Origin of the sequence: Saccharopolyspora taberi (assembly GCF_039534165.1) — a bacterium.
GTDB classification, from domain to species: Bacteria; Actinomycetota; Actinomycetes; order Mycobacteriales; family Pseudonocardiaceae; genus Saccharopolyspora_D; species Saccharopolyspora_D taberi.
On sequence record NZ_BAAAUX010000011.1, the window covers coordinates 337,570 to 350,842 of the forward strand.

Annotated in this window: 12 protein-coding genes; 1 reads left to right on the forward strand and 11 read right to left on the reverse strand. The window is 71.0% G+C overall.

Going from position 1 to position 13,273, the window contains the following annotated elements; all coding sequences use genetic code 11:
* On the reverse strand, window positions 1-381 hold the full coding sequence (locus tag ABD691_RS10650; RefSeq protein WP_344679405.1) for a hypothetical protein: 381 nt from the start codon (window positions 379-381) through the stop codon (window positions 1-3).
* A gap of 253 nt (window positions 382-634) precedes the next feature.
* On the opposite strand from ABD691_RS10650, the gene ABD691_RS10655 reads away from it, so the two are divergent.
* A complete protein-coding gene (locus tag ABD691_RS10655; RefSeq protein ID WP_344679406.1) occupies window positions 635-1,186 on the forward strand; it encodes an EF-hand domain-containing protein in 552 nt (183 codons plus the stop codon).
* A gap of 561 nt (window positions 1,187-1,747) precedes the next feature.
* Here the strand turns inward: ABD691_RS10655 and ABD691_RS10660 are convergent.
* The 10 genes from ABD691_RS10660 to ABD691_RS10705 all read right to left on the reverse strand — a co-directional run bounded on the left by ABD691_RS10660 (window position 1,748) and on the right by ABD691_RS10705 (window position 13,267).
* Window positions 1,748-3,166, reverse strand: coding sequence for an MFS transporter (locus tag ABD691_RS10660; RefSeq protein WP_344679407.1), 1,419 nt, complete (start codon window positions 3,164-3,166; stop codon window positions 1,748-1,750).
* Between the two features lie 79 nt (window positions 3,167-3,245).
* Window positions 3,246-5,780 (reverse strand): class IV lanthionine synthetase LanL, encoded by a 2,535-nt coding sequence (gene lanL, locus ABD691_RS10665; RefSeq protein ID WP_344679408.1) that lies wholly within the window; start codon window positions 5,778-5,780, stop codon window positions 3,246-3,248.
* 52 nt (window positions 5,781-5,832) lie between these two features.
* Window positions 5,833-5,991, reverse strand: a complete 159-nt coding sequence (locus tag ABD691_RS10670) for a hypothetical protein (RefSeq protein WP_344679409.1) — start codon at window positions 5,989-5,991, stop codon at window positions 5,833-5,835.
* 234 nt (window positions 5,992-6,225) lie between these two features.
* Window positions 6,226-8,043 (reverse strand): WXG100-like domain-containing protein, encoded by a 1,818-nt coding sequence (locus tag ABD691_RS10675; RefSeq protein ID WP_344679410.1) that lies wholly within the window; start codon window positions 8,041-8,043, stop codon window positions 6,226-6,228.
* Window positions 8,040-8,363 (reverse strand): WXG100 family type VII secretion target, encoded by a 324-nt coding sequence (locus ABD691_RS10680; protein ID WP_344679411.1) that lies wholly within the window; start codon window positions 8,361-8,363, stop codon window positions 8,040-8,042. Before ABD691_RS10680 ends, ABD691_RS10675 begins: the two co-directional genes overlap by 4 nt.
* The gene (locus ABD691_RS10685; RefSeq protein WP_344679412.1) at window positions 8,363-8,845 is read right to left on the reverse strand and encodes a YbaB/EbfC family nucleoid-associated protein; all 483 of its coding nucleotides are present in this window, start codon (window positions 8,843-8,845) and stop codon (window positions 8,363-8,365) included. Before ABD691_RS10685 ends, ABD691_RS10680 begins: the two co-directional genes overlap by 1 nt.
* A 31-nt stretch (window positions 8,846-8,876) precedes the next feature.
* The gene (locus tag ABD691_RS10690) at window positions 8,877-9,644 is read right to left on the reverse strand and encodes an ESX secretion-associated protein EspG (RefSeq protein ID WP_344679413.1); all 768 of its coding nucleotides are present in this window, start codon (window positions 9,642-9,644) and stop codon (window positions 8,877-8,879) included.
* Window positions 9,641-11,389 (reverse strand): WXG100 family type VII secretion target, encoded by a 1,749-nt coding sequence (locus ABD691_RS10695; protein WP_344679414.1) that lies wholly within the window; start codon window positions 11,387-11,389, stop codon window positions 9,641-9,643. The genes ABD691_RS10690 and ABD691_RS10695 overlap by 4 nt, the downstream gene beginning before the upstream one ends.
* Before the next feature lie 56 nt (window positions 11,390-11,445).
* Complete coding sequence (locus ABD691_RS10700; protein ID WP_344679415.1) at window positions 11,446-11,637, reverse strand: hypothetical protein; 192 nt, start codon at window positions 11,635-11,637, stop codon at window positions 11,446-11,448.
* A gap of 175 nt (window positions 11,638-11,812) precedes the next feature.
* Complete coding sequence (locus ABD691_RS10705; RefSeq protein WP_344679416.1) at window positions 11,813-13,267, reverse strand: rhamnulokinase; 1,455 nt, start codon at window positions 13,265-13,267, stop codon at window positions 11,813-11,815.
* Window positions 13,268-13,273 lie beyond the last annotated feature (6 nt).

Here is a 13,273-nt window from a genome sequence, read left to right on the forward strand (position 1 = left end):
TCACCTCTGCCCGGTCGCGGCGATGAAGTGCTCCACCAGGCGTTCCCGCTCCTCGGGGGAAGCGTCGGAGAGCACGATCTCGGTGTCGCCGAGCACCAGCTTCAGCTGCCGCGTCCGCGAGCCCATGCGGCCGAACCACTGCGCCAGCGCCGACACCACGGACCGCACGAGTTCCGGGGTGAGCAGCACGAGCAGGGCGTCGGGCTGGACGTCGGCCCATCCCCGCGAGGACGGCGGGGGTTCGGCGGCCGGGACGAACTCCACGTCGTCCACGTCGAGTTCGAGGAGCTCGGCGCGGAGCGCGCGGGTCAGGTGTTCGAGCTCCTCGGGGGCAGCGCCTTCGTCCTCGACGTTGACCAGGAGCCTGGTGTTGTCACTCATGTCCACTCCCCCTCACGGGGAGAGCCGTGTCGGATCGCCGGGCGCCCGCGCGGGTGCCCGGCGATCCGACGGTCCCGCCGGTCGGCGCGGCGGGCAACGGAAAAAGGTCCCGTCCCCGAACGCCCCCACCCGAACGGATCACCCCTGCCGCCTTCTTGGCGGCTGCTCGCCCGCCCGGGAATCCACCATCCTTGCCGTCGGCACGACAGCTGCCCCGTTTCTCGCCGAATCAACGTGGAAAGGGTGAATCGCGGTGTCCGATCCCGAACTGCCGAAGAGAAATCTCGTCACGATTTTCGAAGTGCTGGACACGAATCAGGACGGGAACATCACCCGGGCCGATTTCGAAACCAAGGCCGAGCAGGTGACGGGCCTGTTCGAACTCACCGGAACCGAGACGGGCGACGAGATCCGCGCCAGCCTCGTCTCCTGGTGGGAACAGCTGCGCAACGCCTACGACCAGGACGACGACGGCGTGGTCACCAAGGACGAGTTCGTCCAGGCCCACTCCCCCGAGGACGGCGATCCCGAAGCCTTCTACCGGGAGAAGGTGGACCAGCTGGTGTCCGTCGTGGCGCGGGCGGTCGACGAGAACGGTGACGGTTACATCGACGAGGCGGAATACGTCCGGCTGTTCTCGGTGTCCGGGCTTCCCGGCGAAACCGTGCAGGCCGGTTTCGAGGCCCTGGACACCGACAAGGACGGCAGGGTCAGCGTCGCGGAATTCGAAACCGCGATCGTGCAGTTGTTCCTCAGCGCGAACCCGGCCGATCCCGGAACCGCGCTGCTCGGCCGGCAGGAGTAGTGCGCGGGAGCACCGCCCGCGGGCGGTGCTTCCCCCTCGGGCGGGGTCGGGCAGCGACGTCCTCCCTGCGCGGCACGGGCACCGTCGCGCTCAAAGCGACCACAGGCGGTGGCCGTCTGGTGGTTCACGCTGGTCGCGCTGTGGACCGCGACCCTTCCGGCGCCGCTGCCCGGGGAGATCGCGGCCGGAGCGTGTGTCGCGGTGCCGTGCGCGGCGGCGGCCCGGGCTGCGCGGATCACGTTGGACGGGTTCGCGCACGCCGCCGCGCAGATCGGCGACGGCGCCGCGGCAGGTGCTGGCCGACGGATACGGGATCGAGCTCTCCTCTCCACCACCGCACTGGACGCTGTCGGGGATCGGCCTGTCCTTCCTGTCCACGGCCCTGGCGCTCGCACTCGCGCTGCTCGCGATCCGCCCGCCGCCGGTGCCGCGCCGGCGCCGCACCGCTCCGTGGACTTCCTCCACGAGCCGCACTCCGGCCACGCCGGCGACTACGTCGCCTGGCTCCTGCTCGGCGTCACCGCGCTGGCCGCCCTGGTCGTCGCGCCCAGCTGACGCCGCTCATTCCTCCTCGTTCTCCTCCTCCACGCGCTCCCGCGCCTCGCGGCGGGTCGTCGCGGTCGGGCCCGAGCCCGGCAGCGACCGCCCCGCGGGCTCGCGGGTGAAGTACACCGCCACCAGCCCCACCACGCCTGCCACGACGAGCACGGCGGCCGGAACGGACGGCATCCCGGTCGCCGCCACCAGGGCCTCGGCGATCAGCGGCGTGGTGCCGCCGAAGAGCGCGACCGAGATGTTGAACCCCACCGACACCGCGCCGTAGCGGACCTCGGTGGGGAACAGCGCGGGCAGGGTCGCGGGCATCGTGCTGCTGAAGCAGATCAGCATCAGGCCGAGGACGAGCAGGCCGCCGAGCACGGCAGGCACGCTGCCCAGGCTCATGAGCAGGAACGCCGGGAACGCCAGCACGATCAGCGCGGCGCTGCCCAGCCCGGCGATCGGCAGCCGCCCGATCCGGTCCGAGAACCGCCCCAGCGCCACGATCAGCCCCATCACCAGCACCATCGTCAGCAGCACCAGCAACAGCGACGAGGTGTGCTGGAAGCCGAGCACCACCGACAGGTAGGTGGGCATGTAGGCGGTGAGCATGTAGCTGGTCACGTTGAACACGAGCACCAGCCCGATGCACTTGAGCATCGGCCGCCAGTGCTGCCCGAAGATCGTCCCCAGGCTGCGGAAGGTCGCCGCACGCTGCGGCTGCTCGTCGCCGGAGACCTTCTGGTACGCGGGCGGCTCCTCCAGCCGGAACCTCAGGTACAGACCGACGATCCCGAGCGGACCGGCGACCAGGAACGGGATGCGCCAGCCCCAGGAGGTCAGGTCCGCGGGGCTCAGCGCCACGGTCAGCACCGTCACGAGCGCGGCGCCCATCGAGTACCCGGTCAGCGTGCCGAACTCCAGCCAGCTGGCCATGAACCCCCGGCGCCGGTCGGGCGAGTACTCGGCCACGAAGGTCGCCGCCCCGCCGTACTCGCCGCCGGTGGAGAACCCCTGCACCAGCCGGGCCACCAGCAGCAGGACCGGCGCCCAGATCCCGATCGTCGCGTAACCGGGGATCAGCCCGATCGCCAGCGTCCCGGTCGCCATCGTGACCATCGTGATCGCCAGCACGGTCCGCCTGCCGATGCGGTCGCCCAGCGGCCCGAAGAAGAAACCGCCCAGCGGGCGCACCAGGAACGCCACGGCGAAGGTCGCGAAGGTGGACAGCAGCTGCGCCGTGGAACTGGTCGGCGGGAAGAACACCTGGCTGATGACGACCGCGATGTAGCTGTAGACGCCGAAGTCAAACCATTCCATGGTGTTGCCGATGGCCGCGGCCGCGACCGCGCGCTTGGCCTGGCGCTCGTCCACGACGCTCGCGTCGGACTCGTCCAGCTTCCGCTCGTGCTGGCCATCCCGTTCCTCGTCGGCTGATCCCATCGCACCGCCCGCATCAACAGGGGAGCCGCAACCGGCCTGTCCTCATGCGGCTACCCGGGATGGGCGGTCGGCAATCGGCTCAGCCGCCCCAGCCGCCACTCCTGTTCAGCGCAGGCGGCCAGGTCCGGGGGCCCTGGGTCCGGAGGCGGCGGAGGAAGCCCAGCACACCGGCGTCGCCCGTGCCCCAGCACCGGTCGCGGTCGGCCGGGTCGGGATCGCGGGCGAGGCCGGGCAGGCGGGTCAGCAGGATCGCGGCGACGCGGCGCGCCTCGTCGTGCCAGGCCGGGTCGGCCGCGGCGAGGTCGAGGAGGAAGTCACCGAGACCGGCGAGGCCGCAGCACTGGTCGGTGCCGCCCATGCGGGTGGCGAGGCGGGTGGCGGCGTGCCCGGCCTCGGTGGCGAGGTCGAGGTACCCGGGCTCGGCGAGCACGCGCGCGGCCTTGACCAGCGTCGTCCCGAGCCCGGCGAGCCCCTGGCAGGAGGAGCCCGCCATCGGGCGGATCTGCGGCGTGCGGGTGGCGGCGATGACGCGGCGGGTGTGGTCGACGAGGGTCCGGCACCAGCGGGCGAGCGCCTCGTCCAGGTGCCGCTGCGGCCCGAGCGCGACGCGGTGGTCGAGCAGGAAGGAGACGAAACCGGCCGTGCCGTGGGCGAATCCGCGGGCGACGCTGGCACCGGTACCCGGCCGGTCGGGCTCCGCGGTGTCGGCGGTGCGCGCGCAGTCACCGGCGACCAGGCGGCGCGCGCACGCGTCGGCGACGTCGAGGTGCCGTTCGTCGCCGAGCAGCGAAGCGAGCAGGAGGTGCCCGGCTCCGATTCCCGCCAGGCCGTGGGTGTGGTCGTCGCGCGGATCCGGCGGGAGCAGACCGGGATCGGGCGGGGCCAGCCGGGCGACGAGCTCGTTCGTCCCGTCACCGCTTCGGGACAGCAAGGCCAGGGCGACGGCCGTCCCGGTCGCCCCGAACATGAGACCGGGCGCGGGAAGCTCGACGCGCTCGAGAGTCCGCCGGACCCGTTTCAGCAGGCAGGCGCGTGCCGCGCGCGAGGTGTCGTCGTTGTGGTGGAGCAGTTCCAGGATGATTCCGGTGGCACCGGCCTGAACGCATATCGGCGCCGGAGGGCGGTCGTCGTCGACCGCGAAAGCGTAGTCGTGAAGTCGTTGCAACAGCTGGTTTTCGAGCTGGAGTTCGTTGGTGCCCCGGGGCGCGGGCGCCGCGACCACCTCCACGGCGGTACCCCGGCGCAAGGCGGCCACGGCTCGGCGCTGCCGGTCGGCGTCGCAGGAGAGCAGATCGGGAATCGCCGTGATGGCCCCGCGCGCTGATCCGTCCGCGAGGCAGGGGAAAACGCCGACGAGGCAGTCCAGAGTGCGCGCGGTGCACGGCGCGCGATCCGCGACCACCGGGGACAAGCCGGTGGCGGCGTGGAAGAGGGTCGCGCCCAGCGCGTAGTAGTCGTCCTCCACGCGGGCCGGAGGATTCTCCCGCTGGCGCGGTGGCGCGTAGCCCGGGGTGTAGCCCGAGCACTGCACGCCTTCGTGGGCGGAGATCGCGAAGTCGATCAGCCCGAGCCGATCACCGTCCACGACGATGTTCTTCGGCGCCAGATCGCGGAGCACGACACCGCGTTCGTGCACCCGGTCGAGCAAGGTCACCAGGTCCGCGGCCAACCGGCGCAACGTCCGCCCGTCAGTGCGCGGCACCAGGTCGGCACCGCTGTCGCAGGGGTCGACGTACAGCCCGTGCTCGGCGATGTCCTCGCCGAGGGTGCGTCCGCCGAGGTCGGTGCGCGCGAGGAATTCGTCCTGACCGTGCCGGAAGTGGTCGACCAGCTCCGGGACGCAGTCCAGTCCTTCGAGGACGGTCAGGATGCGGCGCTCGTTGCGCAGCGGTGCGCGCACGTCCGCACCTCGGGAGTCCTCGCCCACCCACGGATGCGCTTGCTTCACGATCACCGACCGGCCGCCGCGCACGTCGTCGGCGCGGTAGACGGCCCCGCCCGCTGTGCGCTGCACTCCGCCGCGGATCCGGAAGCGGCCGCCGAGCAGGGCCGTGGCCGAGGTGAAGGGGTCCCGCGCCCACGGCGGGCAGGAGTAGGCGGGGCCCGCCTCTCCCGGGAACTCGGCGCCGTCCGGGCCGTACATGACCAGCTCGTGCCGCCCGTCCCCGCCGGTGCGGTACCGCGGCGCGAACGGGCCGTAGCGGTAGTACACCGGGGCGTCCCGCGAAACCCGCCGGTCGCTGAGCACCACCGGAGCGTCCATTCCGGACAGTGCCCGCACGAGCCGGTGCGCGAGCGCGACGATCCCCTCAGGGGTCTGGTCCGGGTAGACGGTGACCGCCTTGCCCACCGAGCCCGGGTCCGGATTCTCGGTGGAGTTCAGCACGGCCAGCGCGCTCTGGTCGGAGATCACCTTGAAGGCGCAACCGGTTTCCAGCAGGAGCGGCAGCACCAGCCGCAAAGTCGTGGCCAGGGTCGAAGGGCGCGCGGCGACGTGCAGCTTCCACCCGTGCTCCGGCAGAACCGCACCGGGATGGTCGACGTGCAGCCAGTGCCGCCACTTCCGAATGCGTCTTCCCTTGCCTGCCAGCAATTCGCTCAAGTCAGCGTTCATCAGCGCACACCCCGTCCCGCTGTCGTGCCGACCGGGCCCGGCCGGCCGAGGATCATCCGTGCGTGGGCTCGCAGATGATCGTGGTCACGGTGTAGTCGCACGTGGGGCAGGCGTTCGGCACGACGTCCTTCTCGAACACACAGTCCTCGGTGAGCCTCTGCACGTCGAGGTCTTCGGCGGCATCGCGCGGGGACAGTTTCATCAGGTTCATGGCGGTCCTCCTCCTGGATATCCGTGCGACGACCGGTCGCGCGCCCCCAGGAAAGCAGCACGGCGGGAATCCGACCGCCGGACCAACTCGGAAGGGCGATCCCCCACGCCTGGGTTCCGACGGATTTTCATCACCCGCACGAGAACCGGCCGGGGGTCCGATCCCGTGCGCGCAAAGCAGTTCAGCCCCGGCCGCGGGGCCGGGCTGAACTTTCGTCAGGTTGTTCCGGAGGGTCTAGCCGAAGTCGGGCTTGCCGGGGTCCTTGATCTCCTCGGACGGTTCCGGGACGACGTCGTCCGGGTTGACCATGTGCGGTGGGATCTCCCCGACGATCTTCGGGTAGTCCACCCACTCCTCTCGCTGCGTCCAGTCCTCGAAGGAGGGCTTCCAGTCGTCGAAGGCGCCCGGCCGCTGGGACGGGTTGTTGTTGCCCGACTGGTCGTTGGTGCCCTGCGCGTTGCCGGACTGGTCGTTGGTGCCCGCCGTCGAACCGGAGTTCCCGGGAGCCGAGCCCGGCTGCGCACCGTCGGGGTCCAGCGGCGGAGCCGAATCCCACTCGATCCAGCCGCTCGAACCCGAGCCTGATCCGGAACCCGGCTGGTTCAGCGGGGAGTTGCCCGAGTCGTCGTGGGCCGTCACGAACGAATCGGCATCCGAGTTGTTCGACGAGATCGACGTGTTGTCCGAGTCGCCACGCGGACCCGTGCCCGGGTCGTTCAGCGGGGAGTTGCCCGAGTCGTCGTGCGCGGTCACGAACGAGTCGGCGTCGGAGTGGTTCGACGAGATCGACGCCGCATCCGAGTCCTGGCCCGAACCGGAACCCGACTGGCCCGACGACGTGTTGCCCGCATCGGAGGTCGAGCCACCGGTGTTGCCGGAGGTCGAACCCGTCGACGCACCGTCGGGGTCCAGCGGCGGAGCCGAATCCCACTCGATCCAGCCGCTCGAACCCGAACCCGACGTCGAGCCACCCGTGCCGCCCGAACCGGACGTGCCACCGGAACCGGACGTCGAACCGCCGGTGTTGCCACCGCTGTCCGGCGCGTTGAACCCGGGCCCCTGCCCGGGGGCGTTGCTGAACGACGACCCGGCCGAGGTGTTGGAATCGGACAGGCCCGACTTGTAGCCCTGCGCCCCACCGAGCGCACCACCGACAGCGCCGCCGATGGCGCCGGAGCCGAGGCTCTTCGAGTCGTTGTCCCCGCCCTGGAAATCGTTGTTGATCGCCGCACCCGTGACGCCGCCGCCGGCGCCGAAGGCCGCTCCGGTGCCGATGACACCGCCCCACTGCACCTTGCCGCCCGCGCCGGTGAACTTGTCGTCGGCCTTCTTGCCCATCTGCTCGAGGAACTTGCCGCCGAAGTTCTTCATGACGCCGCCCATGACACCACCGGCGATCCCGCCGCCGATGCCGCCGGCCACACCGGACAGGGCCGCGCCCTTGGTCTTGTCGGTGTCCCAGCTGTCGCGGTCGCCCGCACCCATCTGGCCGAGCTGAATGCCGGCGTCGATCAGCAGGTTCATGCCCAGGTTCAGCACGATCTGCCTGATGATCTCCTGGACCACCTTGAGCAGGGTCTGCAGGATCATCCGCACCACGCCCTGGGTCGCGGCCTGCGCGGCCGGGATCGCGGCCGCGCTCGCGCCGAACGTGACCGCGGCCAGGGCGAGCATCGCCGCGATCTGGGCGAACAGGATCGCCAGCGCCGCGATGATGCTGATCTTGGTGTACTCGACTTCGAGGGCCACGTTGTCGCAGGCCTCACCGAGTTTCTCGCACAGCTCCTTGAGCTTCGGGAGCGGAGCCTGCTCTCCCTGGGTCAGCCCCTCCCCGTACTTCTTGAACGCCTCGGAGGTCTGGCCCTCCAGCATCGTCGACAGCGCGTCCTTGACGGCGGCGTCGGTGTCACCGATCACCGCCTCCACCTCGCTCGCGCAGGCCGACCAGGCGTCGGCGAGCCTGCGCAGGGCGTCCTCGTCCCCCTCCGGGAAGTCCGCGCCCACCACGACCGAAGCGAGGTCCTGCAGGCCGGACGGCATGGTGATGGTCACAGGTTGCCCCCCGCTGCGTTGAGGTTCTCAGCCGATCCCTTGTCGTCGGCCTCCCACTGGTTGGCCACCTGGTCCAGTTCGTCCTTGGTCGCCTTGAGGTTGTCCACGAGGAACTTCCGGCCCTTCTCCACGTCCTCGAGGGCCTTGGTGTACTCCTCGTCGAACTTGTTGCCCGCCTCGTCGGAGCCCCAGCACTTCCCCTCGGCGTCCTGCACCTTCTTGAGGTCCTCGAAGGCCTTGGCGAGCTTCTCGGACGCAGCGGCGAACTTGGGTGACCTCGAACGCAGGGCGTCCGGGTTCACCTGCATGCCGTCGGCCATCAGCGGTACCCGTCTTCCTCGTCGTCGTCCTCGTAGTCGTCGTCTTCCTCGTCCTCGTCGAGGTCCGGGACCGCAGGCGCCTTCGGGATCATGTCGGTCAGCGACGGAGCCCCGGGGAAGACGTCCGGCAGGTCCGGGATCTCGGCCTGGACCGGCGCGAACGCGGCGTCGGCCTGCGAACGGGCGTCCCTGGCCGCGTCCTGGATGGTGAGCACGATCGTCTCGGAGAGCTTCTTCGGCGTGGTGTACTGGAAAGCCGAGGAACTCACCTCCAGGTGCGTGACGACGCCCACGGCGTTGACCCGGACGGTGACGAGACCGTCCTCGGAGGTCGCCTTCCCGACCGTCGCGACGGCCTGTTCCTGGGCCTGCCTGAGCTGCTCGGTCTGACGGCTGATGCCCTCCAGCAGTGAGGTCATGGTCTCGCGCATGGAGGCGTTGCGGGCTTCGAGCTCCGCCCGCCTGCCTGCCGGGTTGGTCATGTGTTGCTCCCTAACACGTTCCTGGTACAGCTCAGGCCACTGTGGACACCACGGCGGCGAGCCGGTGTCCGATGCGCTGGTTGTCGGCGGGGGTGATGCTCAGCCAGGAATTCTCGCTGGTCATCAGATATCGGCCTTGACCGGTGTCGAACCAGGTCACCAACGTCGAGGCCCTGGTGGATCCCCGCGTGACGCCGAACTGCCCACCGGCACGGCGGTTGTGCACCAGCTCAATCAATGTCGCCGCGTCCTGGGAAGGCAGCCCCGCCCTGGTCAACGCCGTGTGCTCGTCCAGATCACCGCCGAAAGGATCGTCCTCGTCCGCCTCGGCCTCGACAGCGCGAGCCAGCGGTTCGAACGGCATCGACATCGACCGCACCGGCCCCGGATCGTTCGGCGGCAACACGCCGACGATCGACAACGCCAACGAGGTCGGCCGAATCTCGCTCAACCGCACCTCATCACCCACGATCTCAGCCAGCACACCAAGACCGCGAGACGCCGCGGCCAGCGCTCGCAGCGGACCGTCGAGGTGCCCCATCGCGTCCACCGACACGTCGTGGTCGAACACGAGCCGGAGCAGGTCCTCCAACCTGGAGACGAGCTGATCGCGCACCGCGAGGCCGCGATCCGCCAGGCCGCGCATCGCCTCGGCGGCGAGCTCGGAGCGCTCCGCCATCGTCGCGCCCCGGCTCGGGACCTCCAGCGGGAACGGCGGCCGGGGCAGCCCGAGGACGTCGTGGACGAGGTCGAACTCAGCGGTCGACAGGACGAAGTCCGGTCCGGTCGTCATCGTCATCCCTCGTCCTGCTTCTTCTTGCGCCTGCGCTCACCGATCACCGGCGGCGGCAGGTCCCCGCCGGGAACTTCCACGACCGGGCCGCCCTGCACGTACTTCATGCGGCGCTCTTCGTCCTCACCACCGCGACCACCGCGGGCACCTCCGCCCATGCCGGGCGCCATGGCGCCGCCCATCGCACCGCCTCCGGAAGCTCCGCCAGGACCGGCCGGACCCCGGGCACCGGCACCGGCGCCGGAACCTCCCACCGGGCCCGCGCCCGACGAACCACCTGGCGGCGGCTGCGTCTGGCCCTGGCCGCCGGACGCCCCCGCACCGCCGGACATCCCGCCACCGGCACCGGCACCGGCACCGGCACCACCGAGGCCACCACCGGCACCGCCCAGGCCGCCACCGGGACCGCCGCCCGGGCCTGGCAGCGGCGGGAGCTGGCCGCTCCAACCGCGCGGACCACCGGGGCCGGTCTTCCCGTCGCCCAAGCCCGTTTTGCCGTCGCCGAGACCGGTTTTGCCGTCGCCGAGACCGTTCTTGCCGTCACCAGGCCGGTTCCTGCTGTCGCCCGGACCACCGCGCGGTCCGCCGATCGTCATCGGGTTGTTGTCCAGTCCCGGAACGGGCCTCGGGTGGTGCAGCGTGTCACCGCCGCCCGGGTTGATCGGGATGTTGGCCATCGGCTTCACGCCCTGCGGGGTCACGCCCTGCGGGGTCGTCCCGCCCGGCTGGGGATCGCCGTACTTCGGGACGCCGGGGACCTCAGCGCCGGGCGAGCCCGGGTTGTACCCCTCGATCTTCGGCACGCTCGGCGGCTCGGCGGACTGCGGGCCGCTGGTACCGGGCCCCATGCTTTGGAGCGTCTTCAGCCGCCGGGTTTCCTCCGCACCGCCCGGACCGCCGACGGCCGGTCCCGCGCCTGGCACGCCGCCACCGGGCTGGTCGCCGCCGGGCAGAGCACCCGGTTGTCCGGACATCGGCCGCGCGGCCGGCGCACTGTCCGGCGCAGCAGGCGCACTTTCCGGTGTGGTCGGCGCACCTTGCGGCGCAGGCGTTCCCTGCTGGAACGGAGTGGCCTGACCCCCAGCACCACCACTCGCCGGAACAGCGGCGAGCCGCTCGCCCTGCGACATCGGCTGAAGTTGCGCCCGCTCCTGCTCGTCCCGGATCGGATTCGGCGGCGGCACAAACCGAGGGGTATCACCGTCGATGACGCGGGAATCGTTCTCCATCCGCGTCATCACCTCCACCGCCTGCTGATGCGCAGACGACGACTGCTCCCGCAACGCCCGCGCATCCATCGACGCCCGAGCGAATCCCTCCAGGTTGCCGGAAGCGAACGTCGCGGCAGCCACGGCCTCCATGGCCTCGGCACCTTCGACCGGTTCGGGCATCTCGGCCCGCGCCCGCTCCATGATCCGGCCCTGCTCCGAGATCCGATCACCAAGCGAACCGGCAGTCCGGCCCGCCTCGTCGTTCCAGTCCGCCAGCTTCTGGATCGCCGAGCGCGCCGCATCAGCGGCCCGGCCCCGCCACCCCGTCTCGGTATCCCGCAGCCGTTCCGCCATGTTCTGCGAGGCCTCGGACATCTCGCGGCTCAACCGGACCCAATCGTCGGCCAGTTCACCGACCCGGCCGGGATCGTTGTCCGCATGCACCGCCTGGTAGAGCTCGCGGTGACTGCGCGAGGCCCAGTTCTGCGTTTCCCGCAACGCGTTGTCCGCACCGGGCGAGTCCGGTGTTTCCTGGGACATGTTCGGCTTTCTTCCCCTCGACTGCGCACTCGCGCTCCCGGACGAGCCGGGTCTGGTCAGATGAGCTTGCGGAAACTGCCGGCCGCTTGTTCGTCGACTTCCCGACAGGTCCGCATCGCGTCGCGTACCGCGTCGCGGGCCTCCTCCAGAACATCGCGGTAGCGCTGCAGGACGCCGGAGACCGAGTTCTCCGCACCGTCGGCCCGGCCCGCGAACTTGGCCGCCATGGCCAAGCCGGCGTCACTCATGAAACCCCCCGGGACACAGGTATATCGCGGCCGATAGTGGCGGTAGGCGCCAACGCCGTACCAACGCCGCGCCAACGATTACCGGACAGTACAGGCACCCGGTCCGGTCCGCGGCCACTTCCGTGAAAACGCTCTCAACCCGCGACCCGGCGGGCCGAACCGCTGGTGGGCCGCCTCAGCCGAGCCGTGCGGCCACCGCATCCCACCGCGCGCCGTCGCCGCGCGGCTCGAACCGCCGCAGCTGGTGGGATTCGGCCACGAGCCGGCGCATCTCCCCCAGCTCGCCGACGTGTCCGGCGGCTCGGGCCTGGACGAGCAGGTTGCCGACCGCCGTCGCCTCGACCGGTCCGGCGATCACCGGGAGCCCGGTCGCGTCCGCGGTCAGCTGGCAGAGCAGCTCGTTCCGCGCGCCACCGCCGACCAGGTGCACGACCCGGACATCGCGATGCGCGATCTCCGCCGCCGATCGAATTGCCTGCCGGTGTGCCAAGGCCAGGCTCTCGATGATGCAGCGCACGAGAGCCGCCCGGGTTTCGGGTGGTCGCTGCCCCGTCTGCCGGCAGTGGTCCCGAATGCGCTCCGGGATGTCGCCAGGGGTCAAGAACCTCGGGTCGTTCGCGTCGATGACCGCGGCGAAGGGCTCGCATCCGGCCGCGCCGTCGAGCAGCGACGGCAGCTCGGAGGGCGGCAGCCGCCAGGTCCGAAGGCTTTCCTGCACCAGCCACAGGCCCATGATGTTGCGCAGGAACCGGGTGGAGCCGTCGATCCCGACCTCGTTGGTGAAGTTGGCCGCGCGGGCGTGGTCGGTCAGCACCGGTCCCGGCAGTTCCAGCCCGGCGAGCGACCAGGTTCCCGTGCAGATGTAGGCGAAATCGGCGGTCTCCGCCGGGACGGCGGCCACCGCGGACGCGGTGTCGTGCGAGGCGACCGCCGTGACCTCCGCTCGCGGCAGGCCGGTCTCCTCCGCCACCGCGGGCAGCAGCGGGCCGATCCGCTCCCCGGGATGGCGGAGTTCCGGCAGGATTCCCGCGTCCAGCCCGACCACGTCGGCCAGCTTGAGCGACCAGGTGAGCGTCAGCGCGTCGAGCAGTCCGGTCGTGGAGGCGTTCGTGATCTCGGCGCCGCGCTTGCCGGTGAGCCAGTAGTTGACCAGGTCCGGGATCAGCAGCAGCGTGTTCGCCGCGCGCAGCGGCGCACTCCCCCGCGCCGCCGCGAGCTGGAAAAGGGTGTTGAACTGCTGGAACTGCAATCCGTTGAGCCGGTACAGCGCAGCGGCACCGACGTCCTCGACGACCAGGCGCGCGACATCGCGCGTGCGCTGGTCGCGGTAGTGGTAGGGCTCCCCGAGCAGCGACCCGGCCGCGTCGAGCAGGCCGTAGTCGATCGCCCAGGAGTCCACTCCGACCGACACCGGTCGGTGCCCGGACGCCAGCCGCAGGCCGGTGACGATCTCCTGGAACAGACCGAGGACGTTCCAGTGCAGCCCGTCCGGGAGCCGGACCGGGCCGTTGGGGAACCGGTGGACCTCCTCGGTCTCCAGCCCCTCCGGCCCGATCCGGCCGAGGACGACCCGGCCGCTGGAGGCTCCGAGGTCCACAGCGGCGAACGGTGGTGACGTCGTGGTCGACATGGCCGC